The following is a 23160-nucleotide window of genomic DNA, read 5'->3' as shown; positions in this document are numbered from 1 at the left end:
CTTATTTGAATTGTAGCATATTGATGCCCCCGCTTAAAGGGTCCCGCGCCACAGCTGCGAGGTCCCATGACTGTCTCCGAAACCACCAGGCCTGCGTCCCGAAACCAGCTCGCCGAGCGGCCGCTGATCTGGCTCGGCGCGATCACCGCCGGTGTCGTCGTCACCAATTTGTTCGCACCGCAGATCCTGCTCGGCTTGATCGGCCGGTCAATGTCGATGCCCGCGTGGCAGGCGGGGCTGATCAGCACGCTGACCTTGCTGGGCTACGCACTCGGCCTGCTGCTGCTCGTACCTCTGGTCGATCTGGTCGAGAACCGGCTTGTCATCCTCCGCACCCTCGGCTGCGCGATCCTCACCGCTCTCGCGACGGCGCTCGCGCCGACGCCCTCGCTGCTGCTGCTCGCCACCTTCATCCTCGGCGCCTGCTGCGCGGCGATCCAGATGATGGTTCCGCTGGTCGCATCCATGGTGGCACCGGATCGCCGCGGCCAGGCCATCGGCGAGGTGATGGGCGGATTGATGATCGGCATCCTGTTGTCACGACCTGCGGCGAGCCTGATTGCAGATCTCTGGAGCTGGCGTGCCTACTATGTCGTCTCGGCCGCTTTGATGGCTCTGCTTGCCGGCGCACTTGCCCGTTACCTTCCGACCCTTCGACCGACGGGACGCGCGAGCTACGCCGAATTGCTGCTGTCCTTTCCAAGACTGCTGCGCGAAGAGCCGGTGCTGCGCGTGCGGGCCTGGACCGCGTCGCTTGTCATGGCCTCCTTCACGGCGTTCTGGTCGGCGGTCGCGCTGCGGCTGCCGGAGGCCCCGTTCGATCTCGATGCCAAGGGAGTTGCCGCTTTTGCACTGATCGGCGTCGCGGGCGCCGCGGCGACACCGATGGCCGGCCGCTGGGGCGATAAGGGCCGCGCGCGGCCGATGTTCTTTGCCGCCCATCTGCTCATCATCGGCTCGCTCGCGCTCTGCGCCTGGGCGGGGATGCTGGACTCCCAGATCACCAGTCTGCTGGTACTGAGCCTCGGCACGATCCTGCTCGACGTCGGCATCACCACCGACCAGACGCTGGGCCGCCGCGCGATCAACCTGTTGCGCCCCGAAGCACGCGGTCGCATGAACGGCCTGTTCGTCGCGCTGTTCTTTATCGGCGGTGGCGTCGGCGCGGCGGCGGCATCGCTGGCCTGGAGTTTTGGCGGCTGGACCATGGTCTGCACGGTGGCGGCAAGCTTCGGCGTGCTCGGCCTCCTGACGGATCTCGCAACCCCGACCGGAACGTCATGATAGGATGGTCAGGGCGACAATTGGGCGAGCCGTCGCAACACGCCACTACCCGCCGCAGCTCCCGTCGCGAACGAGGCCTGGAGCAGATAGCCACCCGTCGGCGCCTCCCAGTCCAGCATCTCACCGGCCACGAAGACGCCCGGCAGCTTGCGGATCATGAAGTCGGCGTCGAGCTCGTCGAAGGAAATCCCGCCGGCGCTGGAGATCGCGCGCGCGGTCGGCGCGACGCCTATGAGCTTGATCGGCACGGCGTTGATGAGCTCCGCCAATTGTTCAGCCGACATTGCCGACAACGACTGGCCAGCACCGATGGCGGCTTCCTGCAGCAGCCCGACCGCGACCGGCGACAGCTGCGCAGCCTTGCGCAGGAAGTTGGAGAAGGATTGCTTGCCGCGCGAGGCGGACAGGCGCTTGACGAGTTCGCCATGATCGACATCCGGCCGCAAACCGACCTGCAGGACCGCTTCGCCGTTCGCCGCGATCGCCTCGCGCAGTTCGGCCGATAGTGCATAGATCGCCCCGCCCTCGATCCCGCCGCTTGTGATCATAGCCTCGCCGCGCACGCGCTGCGGGCCGAAGGACAGCGTGATGCCCTTGAGCGGCTGGCCTTCGAAGCGTGTGCGGAAGATTTCCGACCAGTCGACGGTGAAGCCGGAGTTCGCCGGCCGCAGCGGCGAGATCGCAACGCCTTTGTCGGCCAGGATCGTCGTCCAGCCGCCATCGGAGCCCAGTCGCGGCCAGCTGGCGCCGCCGAGTGCCAGCACTGTCGCGTCCGCTGCGATCGTGGCGCCACTGCCGGATGTGTCAAAGACCAGCCGTCCGTTCCGGTCCCAGCCCATCCAGCGCTGGCGAAAGGCAAAGCGGACGCCGGCGGCATCGAGGCGTCGTAGCCAAGCCCGCAGCAACGGCGAGGCCTTGAACGCTTTCGGAAACACACGCCCGCTGGAGCCGACAAAGGTCGGCTCGCCCAGCGCCTCGCTCCAGGCGCGCAGCGCGTCAGGCGGAAACGCTTCGATCGCGGCCTGCAATCTCGGCGCCGCGTCGCGGTAGCGCGCCATGAACTGCGGCAGCGGTTCGCTGTGGGTGAGATTGAGGCCGCCGCGGCCGGCCATCAGGAATTTGCGGCCCGCGGACGGCATCCCGTCATGGACCGTGACACGAGCACCGCCCTGCGCGAGCACTTCGGCCGCCATCAGACCGGCAGGGCCGGCCCCGATGACGGCGACGGCTGTCAGAGTTTTACCCCAGCGCGCGCAGCGGCCTGGGCGACGTATTTCTGCGTCTGTTCGAAAGCTCCCTGCAACGCCTTCGCCTTCGACATGTCGCTGATCTCTGCGAAATGCGCCGCGACCGCGTCCGGCGTCCACTCGGACTCCGGCAGGTTGATGCCTTCGCTCTCGACGATCTTGATCACCGCGAACGAGCCGGCGCCAGCGCCCATGATGGTGCGCGTCGGCGCGTCCTCGCTTAGCATGTACTCGACCGCGGGCGTGATCGCGTTCGGCTTCATCAATTGCAACGCCTGCGGCGGCAGCAGCTCTTCCGTCATGCGGGTTGCCGCCGTCGGCGAGATGATGTTGACGCGGATGTCGGCCTTGCGGCCCTCTTCGGCCAGCACGTTCATCAGGCCGACCATGCCGGACTTGGCCGCACCATAATTGGCCTGGCCGAAATTGCCGTAGAGGCCGGAGGACGACGTCGTCAGCACGATGCGGCCGTAGTTGCGATCGCGCATGCCGGCCCAGGCCGCCTTGCAGCAATAGAAGGTGCCGACGAGATGCACGTCGAGCACCTTCTGGAAATCGGCCGCTTCCATCTTGCCGAACGATTTGTCGCGCAAAATGCCGGCATTGGCACACAAGAGGTCGACGCTGCCCCACTCCTTGGTGGCGCGCTCAACCATCGCCGTGACCTGCTCGAAATTGGAGACGTCGGCGCCGTCGGCCATGGCGATGCCGCCCGCTTTACGTATCTCCTCGACCACGGCTTCCGCCGGCGACAGCGAACCGCCGCTGCCATCGCGCGCGCCGCCGAAATCGTTGACCACGACTTTGGCGCCGCGGCTCGCCAATCCCAGCGCATGCGCGCGCCCCAGACCATTGCCCGCGCCGGTGACGATGGCGACGCGTCCGTCGAACCTGATTGCCATGAGTGCAGTTCCTGCTTCTTCTTCCTTCTCCCCTTGTGGGAGAAGGTGGTATAGGCGGCCAACGGCCGCCGTTCCCAGTTAAAACACCAACGCGTAGCGTTGGCTGCGGCGCCGGATAAGGGGTCTCCATCGACAGCGGAGCTCGTGGAGGGATACCCCTCACCCGGCTTCGCGTTCCGCGAAGCCACCCTCTCCCGCAGGGGGAGAGGGTGAGAAAGTTTCGCGAGCGATTTGAACAGCTTTTGAGCAGCGTTGGGTTGCCGGGTCAAGCCCGGCAACAACTGTTAGCGTCAGGCGAAATAGATCAACCCAAGCCAGTCCGCGACCAGCGCGGGCTTGTCCTCGCCTTCGATCTCCACGGTGACGTTGGTGCGCGACTGCAATTCATTCGGCTTGCGCAGCTTGGCTTCCGCCAGCACGAAACGGCCGCGAACGCGCTTGCCCGAGCGCACCGGCGAGATGAAACGCAGCTTGTCGAAACCGTAATTGACCCCCATCGTGGTGCCCGCGATGACGGGCATCACCTCGTAGGACATGATCGACAGCAGCGACATCGTCAGGAAACCGTGCGCGATGGTGGTGCCGAACGCCGTCTCCTTCTTCGCACGCTCCGGATCGACGTGAATGAACTGGTGATCCTCGATCACGTCGGCATAGGTGTCGATGCGGGGCTGATCGACCATGTGCCACGACGACACGCCGATCTCCTTGCCGACCATGGCCTGATAGGCCTGAAGCGTGATCGGCGGCTTCTTCCAGACTTCGTTCACTTAGGTCTCACTCCGTGTTTTCGGCAGCTCCGGAAAATCCTCTTCGCGGAATTCCCGGCCGCGCAGGGGATCGTTGCGGTCGTCGTCACGCTCGAGACGTCTGAGCTGAACGCGGCGGATCTTTCCCGAGATCGTCTTCGGCAGCTCCGTGACGATCTCGAGGCGGCGGATGCGCTTGAACGGCGCAAGGCGCGTATGCAGATGCCTGAAGATGGAGAGCGCGGTTTCCGGCGAGCGCTCCGCGCCGGCTGTCAGCAGCACAAAGGCCTTGGGGATCGCGAGCCGGATCGGATCCGGGCTTGGTACCACGGCGGCTTCCGCGACGAGCTCGTGCTCGAGCAACACGCTCTCCAACTCGAACGGGCTGATGCGGTAGTCGGACGATTTGAACACGTCGTCGGAGCGGCCGACGAAAGTGAGATAGCCATCGTCGTCCTCGAACACGACGTCACCGCTGCGATAGAGCTCGCCTTCGGCGCCGGACAGCTCACCGTTGTCGCCCTGATAGCCCTGCATCAGGCCGGCGGGGCGGTTTTCGCCGAGCACCAGAGCCACCTCGCCCTCCTTGGCCGGATGACCGTCGGCGTCGCTGACCTGCACGCGATAGCCCGGCAGCGGTCGGCCCATCGAGCCGACCTTGATCTTTTGCCCCGGCGAGTTGCCGGCGAGCGCCGTCGTTTCAGTCTGGCCGTACCCGTCGCGGATGGTGAGGCCCCAGGCGGCCTGCACCTGATCGATCACTTCCGGATTGAGCGGCTCGCCGGCACCGCAGACCTCGCGCAAGGCCACCTTGAACGACGCCAAGTTCTCCTGGATGAACAGCCGCCACACCGTCGGCGGCGCGCACAGCGTTGTGACACCGCAGCGGCCGATGGTGGCAAGCAGCCCCTTGGCGTCGAAGCGCGGCTGGTTGACCACAAAGACGGTTGCGCCCGCATTCCACGGCGCGAAGAAGCAGCTCCAGGCGTGCTTGGCCCAGCCGGGCGAAGAGATATTGAGATGGACGTCGCCGGGCTTCAGTCCGATCCAGTACATGGTCGAGAGATGGCCGACGGGGTAACTGCGCTGGCTGTGCCGCACCAATTTTGGCTTTGCGGTGGTGCCCGAGGTGAAATAGAGCAGCATCGGGTCGTCGGCGTTGGTCGGGCCGTCGGCTGCAAAGCTCTCCGACGCTTCTGCCGCGTCATCATAGGAGAGCCAGCCATCGGAGGCCTCGCCCATGACAATGCGGACGATATTGTCGGCACCAAGACTTGCGAACTTCGCAACCTGGTCCTGCGCTGCCACCACCGCCTTCGCCTGGCCGCGATCGAGCCGGTCGCGAAGTTCATCGGCCGTGAGCAGCGTCGTCGCGGGAATTACGACGACGCCGAGCTTGATCGCGGCCAGCATCGTCTCCCACAGCGGAACCACATTGCCGAGCAGCAGCAGGAGATGATCGCCGCGCTTGAGGCCCTGCGCGCGGAGGAAGTTCGCGACCTGGTTGGAGCGGCGCGACAACGCCCCGAACGAGAGCTTGGTCTGCCGGTCCTGCGCGGCATCGACGATCCAGAGCGCAGGACGATCCTTGCTGTCCGCATTCGCCGCCAGCTCGGCATCGAACCAGTCGAGTGCCCAATTGAAGGGAACAGGATCGGGCCAGCGGAAGCCCTTGACCGCTGTCTCGTAGTCCGTGCGGTTGTGAAGCAGAAACGCGCGCGCTTCCTGAAATGTCGTCATCAAGCTTTCCCGGCCAGCCCCCTAACGTGCTTGATAATTCCGGAAAAATCCACCCCGCCCTGGCCGGCTGCGTCGAATGACTGATAGATCTCCTGCGCATGTTTGCCGAGCGGCGTTGCCGCGCCCGCGGCCTTGGCGGCGTCCTGCGCCAGCGTCAAATCCTTCACCATCAGCGCCGAGGCAAAGCCCGGCTTGTAATCGTTGTTGGCGGGCGAGGTCGGCACCGGCCCGGGCACCGGGCAATAGGTCGTCAGCGACCAGCACTGGCCCGACGAGGTCGAGGCGACGTCGAACAGCGCCTGATGCGAGAGCCCGAGCTTCTCAGCCAGCGCGAACGCCTCGCTCACCGCGATCATGGAAATGCCGAGGATCATGTTGTTGCAGATTTTTGCGGCTTGGCCCGCGCCGGCACCACCGCAATGCACGATCTTCTTGCCCATGTTCTCCAGCACGGGCTTTGCCGCTGCAAACGCCTTGTCCTCGCCGCCACACATGAAGGTGAGCGTCGCACCCTTGGCACCCCCGGTGCCGCCGGAGACCGGCGCATCGACCGAAAGCACGCCGTGCTTGGCCGCGAGCGCATGCGCATGCCGCGCGCTCTCGACGTCGATGGTGGAGGAGTCGATGATCAGCGCGCCCTTGGTCATGACAGGAACGACCTCGCCCCACACGCCGAGCACATGCTTGCCGGCCGGCAGCATGGTGACAACGACATCGGCGTCTTTCACCGCGCCCGCGGCGCTCTCGGCGATGCCGGCACCGTCGGCCTTGGCCTGGTTGCGGGAGGCCTCGGCGAGGTCGAAAGCGACGACCTTGTGGCCGGCCTTGACCAGATTGGCGGCCATGGGGCCGCCCATGTTGCCGAGACCGATGAATGCGATCGTGGCCATCTTGGTTTCCTCCGCTGAACGTTTCGTTGATTAGTTGAACTTCAATTCGTCGGCGCCGATCTCGGCGAGATAGTGCGCAAGCATGTCCGGCGTGACGTCCTCGATCCGCGACGGCGACCAGGTCGGATTGCGGTCCTTGTCGATCACGGCGGCGCGCACGCCTTCGCGAAAGTCGTCGCTGCGGAAGACTTCCAACGCAGCCCGATATTCGCGCACCAGGCATTCTTCCAGGCTCGACGCGGTGCGCGCGAGCCGCAGCAGCTTGAGCGTCACCACCATGCCGCGCGGCGATTTTTCGTTGAGCGTCTTCAATGTCGCCAGCGCGAACTCGGAACCGTCGCGCTTGAGCGCGGCGAAAATGTCTTCCATGCGGTCGAAGCCGAACAGTGCGTCGATCGCCGGCTCCTTCGCGGCGACCGGCCCAGCGGTCTCCCCGGTCGCGAAGCCGTTGATGAGCTTACTGACATCGGCCGCTGTGACGCCTTGGCGAACCTTGGTCAGCGCTTCCCGCAATTCCGGCCATTTGGCTGCCGGCACCACTGCATCGGCAAACCTGGCGTGGATCGCATCGGGGCCGTTCATGGTCTGGCCGGTCAGGCCGAAATAAGTGCCGATCTCGTCCGGCGAGCGTGACAACAGCCAGGTGCCGCCGACGTCAGGGAAGAAGCCAAGCCCGACCTCGGGCATCGCGAGCCTGGTGCGATCGGTCACGATTCGATGGCTCGCATGTGCCGAAAGCCCGACGCCGCCGCCCATCACGATGCCGTCCATGAAGGCGACATAGGGTTTTGGGAATTTCTTGATCCGCGCGTTGAGGATGTACTCTTCCCGCCACAGGATCTTGCCGAGATCGCCGTCGATCTTCGAACTCTCCCAGAGCGCACGGATGTCGCCGCCGGCACACAGGCCGCGCTCGCCGGCACCTTCCAGCACGATCACGGCAACGGCTGGATCGGTCTGAAAACGGTCGAGCGCCCTGTCGATGTCGCGAAACATCTCCAGCGTGACGGCGTTGATCGCCTTCGGGCGGTTGAGCCTGATAATGCCGGCCGAGCCCTCGACCCGTGCGACCAGATCGCCCTCCTCCACTCCACTCATCGCGCGCCCTCGATCAATTTGCGCGCCACGATCAGCCGCATGATTTCATTGGTGCCTTCGAGAATCTGGTGCACGCGCAAATCTCGCACGATCTTCTCGATGCCGTATTCGCTGAGATAGCCGTAGCCGCCATGAAGCTGGAGCGCCTGGTTGGCGACCTCGAAGCCGGCATCGGTGCCAAAGCGTTTGGCCATCGCGCAGAGCATCGTGGCGTCGGGATCCTTCCGATCGAGCGCCGCGGCGGCGCGCCACAGGAAGGTGCGCGCGGCCTCGAGCTCGATCGCCATGTCGGCGAGCTTGAATTGCAGCGCCTGGAATTCGTCGAGGCGCTTTCCGAAGGCCTTGCGCTCCTTCATGTAGGCGCGCGCCTTGTCGAGCGCGGTCTGCGCGCCGCCGAGTGAGCACGCCGTGATGTTGAGACGCCCGCCGTCGAGGCCCGCCATCGCGATCTTGAAGCCGACGCCCTCCTCGCTCAAGCGATTGGCAACCGGAACGCGCGCGTTCTCGAAGATGACGGCGCGGGTCGGCTGCGCGTTCCAGCCCATCTTGCGCTCGTTGGCGCCGAAAGAGACGCCCGGAGTCCTGCCGTCGATCACGAGCGTCGAGATGCCGCCCGGACCGTCGCCACCGGTGCGGACCATCGCGACCAGCAGATCGGTCCCGCCGGCGCCGGAGATGAACTGCTTCTGGCCGTTGAGCACGTAATGGTCGCCGTCGTGCACGGCGCGGGTGCGGAGCGCTGCCGCGTCCGAGCCGGCGCCGGGCTCGGTGAGGCAGTAGCTCGCGATCAGCTCCATGGTGCAGAGCTTGGGCAGCCAGGTGTGGCGCTGGGTGTCGCTGCCGTAGGCATCGATCATCCAGGACGCCATGTTGTGGATGGAGATGAAGGCCGAGGTGGTCGGACAGCCCGTTGCCAGCGCCTCGAAGATCAGCGCGGCATCGAACCGCGACATCGCGGAACCGCCGACATCGTCGCGGATATAGATGCCGCCCATGCCGAGCGCTGCTGCCTCGCGCATCACCTCGACGGGAAAATGCTTCTCCTCGTCCCAACGAAGCGCGTGCGGCGCGATCTTTTCCGCCGCAAACGCCAACGCCATGTCGCGAACCGCGATCTGATCCTCGTTCAGAGCGAACTGCATGTTGCGCTGCTCACTGTTCTCGTCATTGCGAGGAGCGAAGCGACGAAGCAATCCAGTGGGTCCGAGGAGAAAGTCTGGATTGCTTCGCTACGCTCGCAATGACGGGCTGGGCTACAGCCTTACTTCATCAGCGGGATCGAGAACTCCGCGCCTTCCTTGACGCCGGACGGCCAGCGCGAGGTCACCGTCTTGGTCTTGGTGTAGAAGCGCACCGAATCCGGGCCGTGCTGGTTGAGATCGCCGAAGCCCGACTTCTTCCAGCCGCCGAAGGTGTAATAGGCGATCGGCACCGGGATCGGCACGTTGATGCCGACCATGCCGACATTGACCTTGGCCGCGAAGTCGCGCGCGGCATCGCCGTCGCGGGTGAAGATCGCAACGCCGTTGCCGTAATCATGCTCCGACGGCAGCGCCAGCGCTTCCTTGTAATCGTGCGCGCGCACGACCGAGAGCACGGGACCAAAAATCTCTTCCTTGTAGATCCGCATGTCCTTCGTGACGTTGTCGAACAGCGAACCGCCGAGATAGAAGCCGTTCTCGTAGCCCTGCATCTTGAAGCCGCGGCCGTCGACCGCGAGCGTCGCACCTTCCTTGATGCCGATGTCGATATAGCCCTTGACCTTCTCGACCGCCTCGCGCGTCACCAGCGGACCGTAATCGGCGGACGGATCGATCGAGGTGCCGATCTTGAGCGACTCGACGCGCGGGACCAGCTTTTCCATCAAGCGGTCGGCAGTGGACTTGCCGACGGGGACCGCGACGGACACCGCCATGCAGCGTTCGCCGGCCGAACCGTAGCCGGCGCCGATCAGTGCGTCGACCGCCTGGTCCATGTCGGCGTCGGGCATGATGATGGCGTGGTTCTTGGCGCCGCCAAAACACTGGCAGCGCTTGCCGGTTTGGGCTGCGCGCTCGTAGATGTATTGCGCGATCGGAGTGGAGCCGACGAAGCCGACGGCCTTGATATCGGGATCGTCGAGGATGGCGTCGACCGCTTCCTTGTCGCCGTTGACGACGTTGAGGATGCCGGCCGGCAGGCCCGCCTCGATCATCAGCTCCGCGAGCATCATCGGCACGCCGGGATCGCGCTCCGACGGCTTCAGGATGAAGGCGTTGCCGCAGGCAATCGCAGGCGCGAACTTCCACATCGGGATCATCGCCGGGAAATTGAACGGCGTGATGCCGGCGACGACGCCGAGCGCCTGGCGCATGGAGTAGATGTCGATGCCGGGACCGGCGCCTTCGGTGTATTCGCCCTTCATCAGATGCGGGATGCCGCAGGCAAATTCCGCGACTTCGAGGCCGCGCTGGATGTCGCCCTTGGCGTCAGGAACGGTCTTGCCATGCTCGCGGGCGAGCAACTCGGCGAGCTTGTCGTAGTCGCGCTGCACCAGCTCGACGAACTTCATCATGACGCGGGCGCGGCGCTGCGGGTTGGTCGCGGCCCATTCCGGCTGCGCGGAGCGGGCGTTCTCGACGGCGGCGCGGACCTCGGCCTTGGACGCCAGCGCCACCTTGGCCTGGACGTCACCCGTCATCGGCTCGAAAACGTCGGCGGTGCGGCCCGAGGTGCCCTTGACCTCCTTGCCACCAATGAAATGTCCGACTGAACGCATGGAATGGTCTCCTTAAGGCGAGCTTGAACGCTTTGACAAATCCTATCGACCTGCATTTTATAGGATTCAAGTCTGAGATAATGCACCATAGATGTGCGAAAATGCTGGATCAAGGCGCTATCGACTGGGACGACTTCCGCTTCGTGCTGGCCATCGTGCGGGGCGGCTCGGTTTCGGCTGCGGGAAAACAGCTCGGCGTCGACCATGCTACCGTCATCCGCCGCGTCGACCGGCTGGAGAAGCACCTCTCGGCCAAGCTGTTTGACCGGCGCAAGACCGGCTACCTGCTGACAGAGGCCGGCCAGCGCGTCGCCGACAGCGCGGAAGCCATGGAATCGACCATCGTCGCCAACCAGGAGCAGGTCGGTGGCTCCGTGGCGCGGCTGACCGGCACGGTGCGGATCGGTGCGCCAGACGGATTTGGCACCGCCTTCCTGGCGCCCCGGCTCGCTCAGTTCGCCGACCGGTATCCCGATCTCGATTTGCAACTGGTGGCCACCGCGCGGCTGTTCAGCCTCTCCAAGCGCGAGGCCGATATCGCGATCAGCCTGACCATGCCGAAGGAAGGCCGCATCGTCGGCCGCAAACTGCTCGACTACCGCCTCGGACTCTATGCCGCGCCCGCCTATCTCGACCGCTTCCCGAAAATCACCTCGCGCGAGGTGCTGCCGCAGCATCGCTTCGTCGGCTATATCGAGGAGCTCTTGTTCACGCCCGAGCTCGACTATCTGCCGCAGGTGTCGCCGAAGGTCTCCGCACGCTTGCGCAGCGCCAATCTGATCGCACAACTCAATGCCACGCTCGCCGGCTTCGGTATCGCCGTCCTGCCGCACTTCATGGCGGCCGACTATCCGCAGCTGCTTGCGGTGCTGGCGGAAGAGGTCTCGATCACCCGCACCTTCTGGATGCTGATGCACGCCGACAGCAAGGACCTCGCACGCATCCGCGCGGTGGCGGATTATATTTCCGAGATTGTGGAGCGCGAGCGGGCGCTGTTTGCGGGAAAGTAAGGACGGTCTCGTAGGTTGGGCAAGGCCGCCCTAGCGCCGTGCCCACATGTCTCCACACTCGCGGTTGGATGGTGGGCACGCTTCGCTTTTGCCCACCCTACGGCACCTCGGCCTAACTCTGCTTCGGCTTCTTCGCCGCCGTTACCTTCGGCTCACGCCGCGCGCCATCGAGCGCACTGTCCTTGCCCGTCTTCAACACCTCGTCCGACAGCTCGCTCGAGCCGGCAATGCGCGCGAGCAGCATGGTGCCGGCCATGGTCGCCAGCGTCGCGATCGCCTGCTTGCGCGCGGCCTTGCGCGGCAGATTCGGGATGAAGTCCGTGATCATCTCGATCATCTCGTCGAGCTTGCCCGCAAAGGCCTTTCGCGTCTTCGGGCTCTCCCGGGCGATCTCGGCGCCGAGCGCGGGAATCGAGCAACCGTGACCGGGGTTGTCGCGATGCACCGTCGAGAGATAGGTCTCCACGATCTGGGGGAGCTGCTTCTCCGGCGCGACCTGATCAGATTGCTTGCGCCAGTGCTCCATCGAGCGATCCATGGCGTAGTCGAACGCCTCGATCACGAGCGCCTCGCGGGAATCGAAATGGGCGTAGAAGCCGCCATGGGTCAGGCCCGCCTCCTTCATGAGGTCGGCGACGCCGATGCCGTGGGCGCCCTTTTCGCGCAGCCGCACGGAGGCCTTCTTCACGATGCGGTCGTGGGTTTCCTGCTTGTGTTCCCGAGAATAGCGCATGCGGATCTCATTGGATGTCGGAGGTCATCTAATAACACGGATATCGGCAGGACGGCGCATTAATTCCCGGTAAAATTGTTGCCGATCATGGAAAAGGTCGCCGTTGCGTGCACCGCAAGCGCCCGCTTACCGTCGCGGACGAAGCCCTCGGTGTAGCTGATCTGGCGTCCCAGCTTGATCACCTTACCCTCGGCGGCGATCAGCCCGGACCGGACCGAGAGCGGACGCAGGAAGGTCATTTTCAGATCGAGGGTGACGGAGCCCTGCCCGGGCTCCAGCCTGGTCGAGATCGCACACCCCCGTGTCGAGCAGCGCGGCGGCTGTGGCCCCGTGCAGGAGGCCTATGGTGTTTTCGAGATCCTCGCGCGGCTCGAGTTCCATGACGATCCGGCCCGGCTCGACCACGGCCATGACGAAGCCGATCAGCTTGGCAAAGGGGGGCGGCGGTAACCGTCCGTCGCGGATACCCAGCATCGCATCCATGCCTGACAGGCCCATCGCCACTTTCGCGACCGGCGCAGGCACCTGCCACTCCACCACCCGCTCGCGCCGGCCCGCAGGCGAAAACAGGTCGAGTTGATCGTTGCTGGTCATCGCGGCCCCTTGGTATGATTTCCATCATACTATTCTGCGGACTTCGCGCTGGCAACTCCTTCCCGCCCGCTTGACAAGCAAGGCGTTTCGGCCCGGAAGTGATCCCGACAGGCGTATTCGCGCGTCCACGAACTCAGAGATCCCCTCATGGAAATGCTCAACCACCACTGCGGCGTGACGCGCGATGCGCGCGGCGTCGTTCATGTCGCGATCTGCAATGCCGGCTCGCTGAACATTTTGGGCTCGCCCGTCACCGATGCGGTTCGCGAAGGCTTGCAGCAGCTCTCGTCCGATTGCAGCATCCGGGTTGTGGTGCTGCGCGGCCAGAGCGAGAAGAGCATGATCGGTGGCGCCGACATCAAGGAGATGGCCAGGCTCGACCAGAAGTCCGCCGAAGCCTTCATCAGCCGCCTGCGCGACCTCTGCGAGGCCGTGCGCGCCTTCCCGGCTCCCATGATCGCGCGCATGCCCGGCTGGTGCCTCGGCGGCGGGCTCGAAGTCGCTGCCGCCTGCGACTTCCGGATCGCAGCCCATGATGCGCATTTCGGCATGCCGGAGGTGCGCGTCGGCATTCCCTCAGTGATCCATGCCGCGCTGCTGCCGCGTCTGATCGGCTGGGCCCGCGCGCGCTGGCTGGTGATGACCGCTGAGAACATCGACGCGTCGACGGCGCTGGCCTGGGGGCTGGTCGACAAGGTCGCGCCGGAAGGCGGGCTCGATGCCGAGGTCGAGCACCTTGTGCAGGCGCTGCTCGAATGCGGCCCCGAGGCGCTGCGCTCGCAGAAAGCACTGCTGCGGCAATGGGAGGAACTGCCGCTGACGGAGTCGGTGAATTTGAGCGTGAAGGTGTTCGGCGAGTCGTTCCTGACGGACGAGCCGACGCGGCTGATGGGCGCGTTTGTGAATCGGAAGCGGTAGGCGCTCTCAACCTTTTCCGTTCGCACGACCAAATCTCATGCGAACCACAAGATTTTCTCATGCCGGACGCAGTTGCATTTTTTGCGCCGCATCATATGATGGTCATAATCTTACATGTCCGACATCGTAGGGAGTCTCCCCCATGGCCGAAGCCGCCGATCCCGTCGTCATCGTCTCCGCCGTCCGTAGCCCGCTCGGGCGCTTCATGGGCGAGCTGTCGCCGCTTCCCGCACACAAGCTCGGTTCGCACGTGATCGGCGCGGCACTCGAGCGTGCCAAGCTTGCGCCGGAGAAGGTCGACGAGGTCTTCATGGGCTGCGTCCTTCCCGCGGGCCAGGGCCAGGCACCGGCGCGCCAGGCTGCGCGTGCGGCCGGCCTGGCCGACGCCACAGGGGCGACCACTGTGAACAAGGTCTGCGGCTCCGGCATGAAAGCGACCATGCTGGCGCACGACATCATTCGCGCCGGCTCGGCCGAGATCGTCGTCTCCGGCGGCATGGAGAGCATGAGCAACGCGCCGTATCTGCTCGCCAAGGCGCGTGGCGGCTATCGCGCCGGCCACGACCGCATCATCGACCACATGATGATGGACGGCCTTGAAGACGCCTACGAGACCGGCCGCTCCATGGGCGATTTCGGCGAGGCCACCGCCGAAGCCTACCAGTTCACCCGCAAGGACCAGGACGCCTTCGCGATGGAAACGTTGAGCCGCGCGCGCAAGGCGGTCGAGGGCGGCGCGTTCAAGGCCGAGATCGCGCCGATCACGCTGAGCGAGAAGGCAGGCCCCCGCATCGTCGCTAATGACGAGCATCCGCTCAAGGTCGATCCCGCGAAGATCCCCGGGCTGAAGCCGGCGTTCCGCGCCAACGGCACCATCACGCCGGCGGCCTCCTCCGCCAACGCCGACGGCGCCGCTGCGCTGGTGCTGACGAAGCGCTCACTCGCCGATCGCAACGGCCTGCCGGCTCTCGCCGTGATCAAGGGCCACGCCACCCACAGCCAGGAGCCGCAATGGTTCACCACGGCCCCGATCCCGGCGATCCGCAAGCTCTTGGACAAAGTCGGCTGGAGCGCCGACGACGTCGACCTGTTCGAGATCAACGAAGCCTTCGCCGTGGTGGCGATGGCGGCGCAGCGCGATCTCGGCATTCCCCGCGAGAAGCTCAACATCAACGGCGGCGCGTGCGCGCTCGGCCATCCCATCGGTGCCACCGGCGCACGGCTGATCGTGACGCTGCTGCATGCGCTCGAGGCGCGAAACCTCAAGCGCGGTGTCGCGGCGCTCTGCATCGGCGGCGGCGAAGCCACAGCGATAGCGGTGGAACGCTTGACGCACTGAGGTGAAAGTCCGGAAATGAGGGAACTCCGTCATTTCAGACAGACGCGTCTCGTGCCACTCTGCAAACTTGCGCAGGTGTTTCAAATCCTGCCTACCAAGATTGAGGCCCAATGATCTCGAACTGGCTCGCGGCAACACTCGGCCGCCGCAATATCCACTACGGCTGGGTGATGGTCGGCGTGACCTTCCTCACCGCGCTGATCAGCGCCGGCACGGTCGGCGCGCCCGGCGTGTTCATCGTTCCGCTTCAGAAGGAATTCGGCTGGAGCACGGCGGAGATCTCCTCCGCGCTGTCAATCCGCTTCATCCTGTTCGGGCTGATGGCGCCGTTTGCGGCAGCCCTGCTCAACCGTTACGGCCTCCGCAACGTCACGCTGACCGCGCAGCTCATCGTCGTCTCGGCGCTGGTGCTCTCGCTCGGCATGACGGAGGTCTGGCAGCTCGTGGCGCTGTGGGGCGTCGTGATCGGGATCGGCACCGGCATGACCGCACTGGTGCTGGGCGCCACCATCGCGACGCGCTGGTTCGCAGCGCGGCGCGGCCTCGTCGTCGGCATCATGACCGCGAGCGTCGCCACCGGCCAGCTCGTGTTCCTGCCGCTGCTGGCAAGCCTCACCGAACGTTTCGGCTGGCGACTTGCGCTCGGCTTCGTCTGCATCGCGCTTGGTGTTTCCGCCCTCGCGGTCCTGCTCGCGATGCGCGACCGTCCGAGCGATTTGGGCCTGCGCCCGTTCGGCGACGAAGGCACCACACCCCTGCCCGCCCCGCCCGTCAGCCATGGCTCGATCACCGGCGTGGCACTCGGCACGCTGCGCGACGCCTCGAAGAGCAGCGCGTTCTGGGTCCTGTTTGCGACGTTCTTCGTCTGCGGCGCATCCACCAATGGCCTCGTGCAGGTGCATCTGATTCCGATGTGCCTCGATTTCGGCATCCCGCAGGTGCAGGCCGCGGGCTTGCTGGCTGCCATGGGCATCTTCGACTTCTTCGGCACCATCATGTCGGGCTGGCTGTCGGACCGCTACGACAACCGCTACCTGCTGTTCTGGTATTACGGCCTGCGCGGGCTCTCGCTGATCTTCCTCCCCTTCAGCGATTTCTCGTTCTATGGGCTCTCGATCTTCGCGATGTTCTACGGACTCGACTGGATCGCAACCGTGCCGCCCACGGTGCGCCTGACCGCGCAGAAATTCGGACCTGAGCGCGCCAATCTTGTGTTCGGCTGGATCTTTGCCGGCCACCAGCTCGGCGCGGGCACCGCCGCCTTCGGCGCCGGTTTCTCGCGGACGGTCTATCAGAGCTACCTGCCCGCCTTCTTCATCGCCGGCGCGCTCTGCGTGTTCGCCGCGCTGATCGTGCTGACGTTGTCGCGACAACCGAAGCCAAAGCCGCAAGCCGCGATGGCTTAGTATCTGATGGTGCCGGTGACGCCGTAGAGTTCGGCGTCACCGATCCGCCCGACACGAGGCGGGTCGTTCGGGTTCGGGATGCCGCTCGATTGCGGAAGACGTACCTGAAATAAAACGCGACCAGCCGTCGCAGATCGAAAAATCAGCAAGGCGAACCTGCCGTAGCCGTCGACAGACGCCTTGCGGATGTTCATGCGTCGCAATTATGTCGGCTGGCCTCTCAGGCGACGGAACCACCGCGCGGGTTGACGATCGTATAGCCACGCAATGAACGCGCATGCATTCGCGTCGCGTGTCCGCCCGAGTTGGCGTCGTACGCCATCCAGGTGTCCCCTTCCAGGTGCTGCTCGAGGACGAACACATGTCCACGTCGCGCTGCGACCATTCCCGGTGCGGGTGATGTCCGCGGGAAGCGCAGCCAATTGGCCGCAAGATTCAATTCCGGCACGATACGGCCGAACACGCGCAGAGCCGCGCCGCAGCCGCAGAAGGATGAAGGACACCCTGCCGGACGACTACCGACAATGCGAGCGCCGGAGATGTCCGCCGTCGGGGCGCTGCCCGCGCTGGTCACCGTCAGTTGCGTTGCGCGATAGGCTTGTAGCGAGGACCTGGGAGTTAGTGGGGACCGGGAAGTCCGCTCACGGCGCGTTTGCGCATACGAGAAGTCGCAGGGCATCGTGACGTTGCATTCAGGTACTTGATGAATGCGATAAGTCCGTGCTTCGGAAGCGACGGAGCTGAGGGCAACCAAGAGACACGCAGAAAGAACCGCCTTGAACATTGCAGGGCTCCAAATTGAAGATCCCTGCCCCGGCAATGAGAAACCAATAACAGTTTGGCTGAAATGGGCTAAAAAAGCGGCCGAAAGTGGCTTCATTTGCGGGCCGATTTCTGCAGTCCTCATAGCCCAGACGTAGCGGCAGAGATGGACTACTCGCAGAGAACGAATGCGTGTCGTCGCAACTGAGACGCTACCGCATGTGCACGCCGCCCAGCGACGGACGTCGACCGGCCGAGCGCGCAAACGCCCAGGGCGCCCTCGAGCCATAAACCCGGGCAGTAATTGTTGCGCGCGTGGTCAGCCCCGAGTCGTCGCCAAACCCGCTCCTGTGGCTATCGCAAAGTCCGATTTTGCAGCACTGAGCGCTGCGGCGAGCTCGTCGATGTGGTAGGGCTTCGACAGGATCCGGATCCCGGCCATTTCGGCGTCGTGAACCGCGGCTTCGGCGTATCCGCTCGTCAGCAGGACCGGGATGTCGCTTCGCCTCCTCTTTATCTCGGACGCGAGTTCGACACCGTTCATGCCGCCGGGCATCATGATATCGGAAAACACCAGATCGACGGAGCGGCCGTCCGCTAGGGCACCGAGGGCCGCCGCAGCACTAGCCGCGCGCGTGACCTGGTAACCGAGTTGCGCAAGCATTTCGCTGACCAGCGCGGCGACCTCGTCGTCGTCTTCGACGAGGAGAACCCGGCCATGATTAGCCTTCTTGGGACGCGCCCTGTTCAGGTCGATGAGATGCCGTTCACCCGAAGGAATATTCCTGGATCGCGGCAAATAGAGCTCGATGCTGGTGCCCTCGTCGACGATCGATTTTATTCGAACCATCCCGCGTGATTGCGTCGCAAATCCGTGCACCTGCGCAAGCCCCAGGCCCGAGCCTTTCCCGACATCCTTGGTCGTGAAGAACGGTTCGAAGACCCGCGCCAGGATCTCGGGGCTCATCCCGACGCCCCTGTCGACCACGGACAGGCGGACGTAATCGCCCGAAATTTCATCCTCGTCGAAGCCGGCCAGGTTCTCGCCACGAACAACGATCGTGCCGCCGTTCGGCATCGCATCGCGGGCGTTGACCGCCAGGTTGAGAATGACCAGTTCGAGCTCTCCCGGATCGACCTCCACCGGCCAAAGACCATCCGGAAAATCGAACTCGACGTGAACGTCGCCTCTCAGGCTCCGATCGAGCAGTTCGCGCATGCCGCCGATCTGCGATGCGATGTCGACAGCCTCTGGCCGGAGCTTCTGCCGCCGTGAAAATGCTAGAAGCTGCCGGGTCAGGCCGGCACCGCGCTGCGCCGCCTGAACCATTCCCTGCAACAGCCGACGCCGCCGATCAGGATCTGTCTGCCGATCGAGCATGTCCAATCCGCCGGAGATCACCATCAGCAGGTTATTGAAGTCGTGAGCTACTCCGCCGGTCAATTGTCCGATGGCTTCGATCTTCTGGGCCTGACGAAGAGTTTCCTCGACGCGGGCGCGCTCTTCCATTTCGGCCCGCAGATGCTTGTTGGCCTCTTCGAGCGCACGGGTGCGCTCGACCACGAGCTTCTCGAGCTCCTGGGCGGTCCGCTCGCGCGCCTGCAGGAGTGTGCGAATTTCATATTGCCGTCGGCGGGCCCGCAGTGCGGATTGAACCGCGCTTGTCAGCGTGATCGGCTGAACCGGGCGTTCAAGCAGCGAAACATTGCGGAGTGTCTCGACGATGCCGCGGCGCCAGGCAACCACAGCCGGCTGCTCCCGGTGGCTGGTGAGAATGACAAAGGGCAGGTCAGACCAGGGCGGCTGTCGCTCGATCCAACGTGCCAACGGCTGGGTATCCTTCCCGAACAATCCTTCCTCGGCAAGAAGGACCGCGCCCACGCCCGCCGACATCTCGCTGACCAGTTCAGGGAGACCTCGACAATTGATTGCGACGAGATTCGAACTGCGGAAAAGCTCGACCGATGCCGCCCCATCACGGCCGATCGGAGCAAACACGAGAACGCAATGATCGCGGTCCGCGCTCATTCCGCCGGCCCCTCCGGCATCTCCGTGCCCGTATAACGCGGATTTCCGGAGAAAATGCCGCTGAACTCGCTCAGCGGAGGGCCTAGCGTGATGCCAGCGCGGCCAAGACGAAACTCGCGGATTGAGTTTTCATGATTGCCGCTGCGCTTCTTCACGACGGAGAGGGCACGCCGCACCGTTCCGCCGACCTCAAAATAGCGCAGCATGAGCACCGCATCACTCAAATAGCTGATATCGAGAGCCGTTTCCATCGGACCGACCAGCCCATGTTGAGCGAGGATCAGGACGGTCAGCACGCCTTTCTGCCCGAGATAGCTCAGGAGCTCATGCATCTGAAGGATGAGGAATCGCTCATCCGGCATCGCGTTGAGGTAACCGTTCAGACTGTCGATGATGACAATCCGGGCGTTATCCTTTTCGACGCTCTTTCGTACATTCGCGGCGAATTCCCCGGGGGACATCTCGGCGGGATCGATCTGTTGAAAGCGGATGAGTCCCGATTGCAGGTGCGTTTCAAGGGGCAGGCCAAGCGTCCGAGCCCGGGCTTCCACCGTGCCGCGACCTTCATCGAAGGCAAAGAACACCGCATGCTCACCACGGGCTGCCGCCGCGATCGCATAGGTCAGCGCGAGAGACGACTTGCCGACACCGGCGGCGCCCAAAAGAAGCGCACTGGTGCCGCGCTCGAGCCCTCCTCCCAGGAGCTGGTCGAGTTGCGCATTGCCGCTCGGCGTCAACTCACCGATGAACGATGCGTGATGTTCCCCCGCGACCAGCCGGGGGAATATCCGCACACCTCCTGCTTCAATGGTGAAATCGTGGAAGCCGCCGCGAAATCGAATGCCGCGCATCTTGATGACGCGCATCCGCCGGCGCTCTGCTCCATAATCGATGGCGAGCTGTTCGAGCATCACCACGCCATGCGCGATCGAATGGAGTTGTAAATCGTCCTGGGAGGACGAGAGGTCGTCGAGGAGGATGACCGTGCAATTGCGGTTGGTGAAGAAGTGCTTCAAGGCCAGGACCTGGCGCCGGTACCGCAGCGGGTTCTGCGCGAGGAGGCGCAGCTCGGACAGGCTGTCCAGCACCACGCGCGCGGGATTGATCCGTTCGACTTCCTTGAATATTAGGCCCGTCGTTTCGCTCAGCTCCATTTCAGCGGGATGGAAGACGGTGAGCTCCCGCTCGGGATCCAGCGTCGTCTCCGGCGGAACCAGTTCGAAGATGTCGACACCTTGCAGCGACCAGCCGTGCCGCTGCGCAACCAGCGTCAGCTCACGTTTGGTTTCCGACAAGGAGATATAGAGCACGCGTTCACCGCAGCGGACGCCCTCGAGAAGGAATTGAAGCGCCATCGTGGTCTTGCCCGAGCCGGGCCGACCCTCGTAGAGGTACATGCGATTGGGATCGAGCCCGCCGCAGAGGATGTCGTCCAGACCGTCGCTGCCGGTCGAAATCCTGGGCAAGTCTTCGGGGTCGCTGGTTTGCGCCCCGCTCGAAGAATCGATCATTGAACCCCCTTAAGGTCTGTCGCCAAAAAGACGCGCTCAGGCCCGACACGGACCGCGCAGCCTAGCGCCCCGGTTCCAAGCCGAAAGGCGAGATTTGGCAAAGAAACGCCCGAGGCCGGTTCCCGGTTCCGCAAGCGGGCGCATGGGCCTCAGCCTGTCCCAGCGGAACAGTTTTGGCTGCATCATTTCAGCGTGCAAGGGCTCGATCGACATGCTTCCCGGCGGACGGTGCAAACCGCCCCGGCTCACTGCATGATCGCGGCCGCGATCTTCTCCGCCGACATCAGGACCGGAAAATTGGTGTTGGCACACGGCACCACCGGGAAGATCGAGGCGTCGACGACGCGCAGGCCCTGCACGCCTTTGACGCGGCCCTCTGGATCGACGACCGCCATCGGATCGTCGGCCCGGCCCATGCGGCACGAGCAGGAGGCGTGCCACACGCCGATGGTCGCCTTGCGCACGAAGGCTTCCAGCGCCTCGTCGTCGTTGATGACGTCGTCGAAGGTGAAGCCCTCGACCACGAAATTGTCGATCATGTAGTGGCGCAGCGCCGCCGGCCCATCCATCAGGGCCGCGGCGATTTTTGTCAGTATCCGGTTCCTGGTGTTGACCACGCCGATCTTGCGTACGCGGTCGGTATAGGAGGCCGGGAATGGCTTGTCCGTCACGGCCCTGACGACGTCGCTCATCTGCACGGCCGCCATCTTGCGGAAACCGCTCATCAGGCGATCGAGGTCGCGCCGGTCGGACAACAGGTTGAACTCGACGATCGGCTCGACTGCCGGATCGCGCGAGGCAAGCTTGACCTGCCCGGTCTCGGAATAGGTCTTGTTGACGAATGTTAGCAGCGATCCGATCTGCTCACCGACAGCGTGCCAAGCTGATTTGCTGAGCAGGACGACGAACATGTCGCCTTTCGGTACGCCTTCGAGCCCGGACGAGTAACGCAGGCCAAGCTGCATGTGGCGCCTGGTGTGCTCGTTCATCCGCGCTCCGCGGCGGACAAAGGACGACAGCGAGATCGAGGGATGATCCATCAGGCGCTGGCCGACGCCCTGTAGCCCCATCAGCACGGGAATGCCCATGTCCTTGAGGTGTCCGACTGGGCCGATGCCGGCGCGCAACAGATGCGCCGGCGAATGGATGGCGCCGCTGGAGAGAATGATCTCGCGGCCGCGGAATTCCTGCTCCCGTCCGTCGACCACGGCCTTCACGCCGACGCATCGCGTGCCTTCGAACAGCAGCTCTCTGACCTGCGTGTTGGTGGAGATCGTCAGATTGGCGCGCTTGCGCGTATCACGATCGAGATAGCCCATGGCGGCCGAGACGCGTTGCTCGGCCTGGTTGGAGTGCGTCACCGGGAAAAACCCGTCGACGAACTCGCCGTTCTGGTCCGGCAGGAACTGATGTCCGGCCTGCTGGAAGGCTTGCGCGAACGCCTGCGAATGCCGCGTCCAGTGCTCCCTGGGAATTCGGCGGACCGGAATGCGGCCGTCCTTGCCGTGGTAGGGACCGTCGAAATCGAGGTCGCGCTCGACCTTCTTGAAGAAGGGCAGCACATCGTTCCAGCTCCACCCCGCAGCGCCGCGCGCGTCCCATTCGTCGTAGTCGGTCGGCGCGCCGCGGTTGGCCATCTGGCCGTTGATCGAGGAGCCGCCGCCAAGCACGCGAGCCTGCTCGTATTTGCGTAAGGGCGGACGTCCTTCGTTCGGATTGTTATGGCTGACGATCTGGGTCGTGACCTTGAGCTCGGTCCAGTGGAAGCGCGGATCGAAATAGGCCGTACCCGGATAGCTGTCCCTGATCTCGGCCGGCTCGTCGCCGGGCGGTGTGTCCTGTCCAGCCTCGCAGAGCAGGACCTTGTTGGCGCTCCTCGCGGAGAGCCGGTGGGCCAGCACGGACCCCGCCGAGCCGCCGCCCACGATAATGAAGTCGTACACGATTGGCGCTTCCTTTTGTTCTTGCCCGGGAAGCGTAGCGCGTAATTGTTTTGAGGTCACGTCATCACTGCCGCGGCAAAGCGGAGCACAGACAGCGGCAACATCGAAGGCGCCCTATCGGCAGGCACCCATCGTCGGGTCAGCAGTTGACGAGCTACCGAACCTGGGAAGCTTTACGGCTTCCTCACGAAGCCCGCGCGCAACCGCTCGGCAAACCAGACTACAAAAATTGAAGCAAACGACAGAC

General features: G+C 64.4%; 18 protein-coding genes and 2 pseudogenes. 5 read left to right on the top strand and 15 right to left on the bottom strand.

The genetic code is table 11. The features are described from left to right. Nucleotides 1–66: 66 nt before the first annotated feature. A complete protein-coding gene (locus IVB48_RS38215; protein ID WP_247408290.1) occupies nt 67–1284 on the top strand; it encodes an MFS transporter in 1218 nt (405 codons plus the stop codon). A gap of 8 nt (nt 1285–1292) precedes the next feature. On the opposite strand, the gene IVB48_RS38210 is transcribed toward IVB48_RS38215, so the two are convergent. From IVB48_RS38210 to IVB48_RS38175, 8 genes and pseudogenes are all read right to left on the bottom strand, one after another. Continuing rightward, the gene (locus IVB48_RS38210; RefSeq protein WP_256468946.1) at nt 1293–2519 is read right to left on the bottom strand and encodes a TIGR03862 family flavoprotein; all 1227 of its coding nucleotides are present in this window, start codon (nt 2517–2519) and stop codon (nt 1293–1295) included. Continuing rightward, a complete protein-coding gene (locus tag IVB48_RS38205) occupies nt 2516–3433 on the bottom strand; it encodes an SDR family NAD(P)-dependent oxidoreductase (RefSeq protein ID WP_247408285.1) in 918 nt (305 codons plus the stop codon). The genes IVB48_RS38210 and IVB48_RS38205 overlap by 4 nt, the downstream gene beginning before the upstream one ends. 290 nt (nt 3434–3723) lie before the next feature. Continuing rightward, nucleotides 3724–4203 carry a MaoC family dehydratase gene (locus IVB48_RS38200; protein WP_247286535.1) on the bottom strand — a complete coding sequence of 160 codons (480 nt, stop codon included), beginning with the start codon at nt 4201–4203 and terminating at the stop codon, nt 3724–3726. Then, a complete protein-coding gene (locus IVB48_RS38195; protein WP_247408283.1) occupies nt 4204–5922 on the bottom strand; it encodes an AMP-binding protein in 1719 nt (572 codons plus the stop codon). Then, a pseudogene (gene mmsB, locus IVB48_RS38190) lies at nt 5922–6821 on the bottom strand (3-hydroxyisobutyrate dehydrogenase); the annotation flags it as partial. The pseudogene mmsB and the gene IVB48_RS38195, both read right to left, overlap by 1 nt. 21 nt (nt 6822–6842) lie before the next feature. Then, complete coding sequence (locus IVB48_RS38185; RefSeq protein ID WP_247408281.1) at nt 6843–7910, bottom strand: enoyl-CoA hydratase/isomerase family protein; 1068 nt, start codon at nt 7908–7910, stop codon at nt 6843–6845. Further along, on the bottom strand, nt 7907–9052 hold the full coding sequence (locus IVB48_RS38180) for an isobutyryl-CoA dehydrogenase (RefSeq protein WP_247408279.1): 1146 nt from the start codon (nt 9050–9052) through the stop codon (nt 7907–7909). The genes IVB48_RS38185 and IVB48_RS38180 overlap by 4 nt, the downstream gene beginning before the upstream one ends. Before the next feature lie 119 nt (nt 9053–9171). Further along, on the bottom strand, nt 9172–10668 hold the full coding sequence (locus tag IVB48_RS38175; protein WP_247408278.1) for a CoA-acylating methylmalonate-semialdehyde dehydrogenase: 1497 nt from the start codon (nt 10666–10668) through the stop codon (nt 9172–9174). Between the two features lie 101 nt (nt 10669–10769). On the opposite strand from IVB48_RS38175, the gene IVB48_RS38170 reads away from it, so the two are divergent. Beyond that, a complete protein-coding gene (locus IVB48_RS38170) occupies nt 10770–11678 on the top strand; it encodes a LysR family transcriptional regulator (RefSeq protein WP_247408276.1) in 909 nt (302 codons plus the stop codon). Nucleotides 11679–11790: 112 nt separating this feature from the next. Here the strand turns inward: IVB48_RS38170 and IVB48_RS38165 are convergent, their stop codons facing one another. Then, entirely contained in the window at nt 11791–12411 is a 621-nt protein-coding gene (locus IVB48_RS38165) for a TetR family transcriptional regulator (protein WP_027569563.1), read from the bottom strand. 59 nt (nt 12412–12470) lie between these two features. Next, nucleotides 12471–13005: pseudogene (locus IVB48_RS38160) on the bottom strand (PaaI family thioesterase). A 147-nt stretch (nt 13006–13152) separates the two neighbouring features. Between IVB48_RS38160 and IVB48_RS38155 the strand changes: the two are divergent. From IVB48_RS38155 to IVB48_RS38145, 3 genes are all read left to right on the top strand, one after another. Then, nucleotides 13153–13923 carry an enoyl-CoA hydratase gene (locus IVB48_RS38155; RefSeq protein WP_247408274.1) on the top strand — a complete coding sequence of 257 codons (771 nt, stop codon included), beginning with the start codon at nt 13153–13155 and terminating at the stop codon, nt 13921–13923. 142 nt (nt 13924–14065) lie between these two features. Further along, a complete protein-coding gene (locus tag IVB48_RS38150; protein WP_247408271.1) occupies nt 14066–15262 on the top strand; it encodes an acetyl-CoA C-acyltransferase in 1197 nt (398 codons plus the stop codon). A 110-nt stretch (nt 15263–15372) separates the two neighbouring features. Further along, complete coding sequence (locus IVB48_RS38145) at nt 15373–16668, top strand: MFS transporter (RefSeq protein WP_027569559.1); 1296 nt, start codon at nt 15373–15375, stop codon at nt 16666–16668. Here IVB48_RS38145 and IVB48_RS38140 read toward each other — a convergent pair. From IVB48_RS38140 to IVB48_RS38120, 5 genes are all read right to left on the bottom strand, one after another. Then, nucleotides 16665–16862, bottom strand: a complete 198-nt coding sequence (locus IVB48_RS38140; protein WP_247408268.1) for a hypothetical protein — start codon at nt 16860–16862, stop codon at nt 16665–16667. The genes IVB48_RS38145 and IVB48_RS38140 overlap by 4 nt on opposite strands. 26 nt (nt 16863–16888) lie before the next feature. After that, nucleotides 16889–17452, bottom strand: a complete 564-nt coding sequence (locus IVB48_RS38135) for a hypothetical protein (protein ID WP_247286551.1) — start codon at nt 17450–17452, stop codon at nt 16889–16891. Nucleotides 17453–17749: 297 nt separating this feature from the next. After that, nucleotides 17750–19459 (bottom strand): response regulator, encoded by a 1710-nt coding sequence (locus tag IVB48_RS38130; protein WP_247408266.1) that lies wholly within the window; start codon nt 19457–19459, stop codon nt 17750–17752. Beyond that, nucleotides 19456–20970 (bottom strand): ATPase domain-containing protein, encoded by a 1515-nt coding sequence (locus tag IVB48_RS38125; protein WP_247360494.1) that lies wholly within the window; start codon nt 20968–20970, stop codon nt 19456–19458. The genes IVB48_RS38130 and IVB48_RS38125 overlap by 4 nt, the downstream gene beginning before the upstream one ends. A gap of 245 nt (nt 20971–21215) precedes the next feature. Next, nucleotides 21216–22913 carry a GMC oxidoreductase gene (locus IVB48_RS38120; protein WP_247408264.1) on the bottom strand — a complete coding sequence of 566 codons (1698 nt, stop codon included), beginning with the start codon at nt 22911–22913 and terminating at the stop codon, nt 21216–21218. Between the last annotated feature and the right edge of the window lie 247 nt (nt 22914–23160).

The sequence above is a fragment of the Bradyrhizobium sp. 76 genome, from assembly GCF_023073025.1.
GTDB lineage: Bacteria > Pseudomonadota > Alphaproteobacteria > Rhizobiales > Xanthobacteraceae > Bradyrhizobium.
Note: the sequence above shows the minus strand (reverse complement) of the source record. Positions and strands in the feature narration are given on the sequence as shown.

Coding starts and splice junctions, on each gene's coding strand:
- IVB48_RS38215 (WP_247408290.1), top strand. CDS start 67: ATGACTGTCTCCGAAACCACCAGGCCTGCGTCCCGAAACCAGCTCGCC.
- IVB48_RS38205 (WP_247408285.1), bottom strand. CDS start 3,433: ATGGCAATCAGGTTCGACGGACGCGTCGCCATCGTCACCGGCGCGGGC.
- IVB48_RS38195 (WP_247408283.1), bottom strand. CDS start 5,922: ATGACGACATTTCAGGAAGCGCGCGCGTTTCTGCTTCACAACCGCACG.
- IVB48_RS38185 (WP_247408281.1), bottom strand. CDS start 7,910: ATGAGTGGAGTGGAGGAGGGCGATCTGGTCGCACGGGTCGAGGGCTCG.
- IVB48_RS38180 (WP_247408279.1), bottom strand. CDS start 9,052: ATGCAGTTCGCTCTGAACGAGGATCAGATCGCGGTTCGCGACATGGCG.
- IVB48_RS38175 (WP_247408278.1), bottom strand. CDS start 10,668: ATGCGTTCAGTCGGACATTTCATTGGTGGCAAGGAGGTCAAGGGCACC.
- IVB48_RS38170 (WP_247408276.1), top strand. CDS start 10,770: ATGCTGGATCAAGGCGCTATCGACTGGGACGACTTCCGCTTCGTGCTG.
- IVB48_RS38165 (WP_027569563.1), bottom strand. CDS start 12,411: ATGCGCTATTCTCGGGAACACAAGCAGGAAACCCACGACCGCATCGTG.
- IVB48_RS38155 (WP_247408274.1), top strand. CDS start 13,153: ATGGAAATGCTCAACCACCACTGCGGCGTGACGCGCGATGCGCGCGGC.
- IVB48_RS38150 (WP_247408271.1), top strand. CDS start 14,066: ATGGCCGAAGCCGCCGATCCCGTCGTCATCGTCTCCGCCGTCCGTAGC.
- IVB48_RS38145 (WP_027569559.1), top strand. CDS start 15,373: ATGATCTCGAACTGGCTCGCGGCAACACTCGGCCGCCGCAATATCCAC.
- IVB48_RS38140 (WP_247408268.1), bottom strand. CDS start 16,862: ATGAACATCCGCAAGGCGTCTGTCGACGGCTACGGCAGGTTCGCCTTG.
- IVB48_RS38135 (WP_247286551.1), bottom strand. CDS start 17,452: ATGTTCAAGGCGGTTCTTTCTGCGTGTCTCTTGGTTGCCCTCAGCTCC.
- IVB48_RS38130 (WP_247408266.1), bottom strand. CDS start 19,459: ATGAGCGCGGACCGCGATCATTGCGTTCTCGTGTTTGCTCCGATCGGC.
- IVB48_RS38125 (WP_247360494.1), bottom strand. CDS start 20,970: ATGATCGATTCTTCGAGCGGGGCGCAAACCAGCGACCCCGAAGACTTG.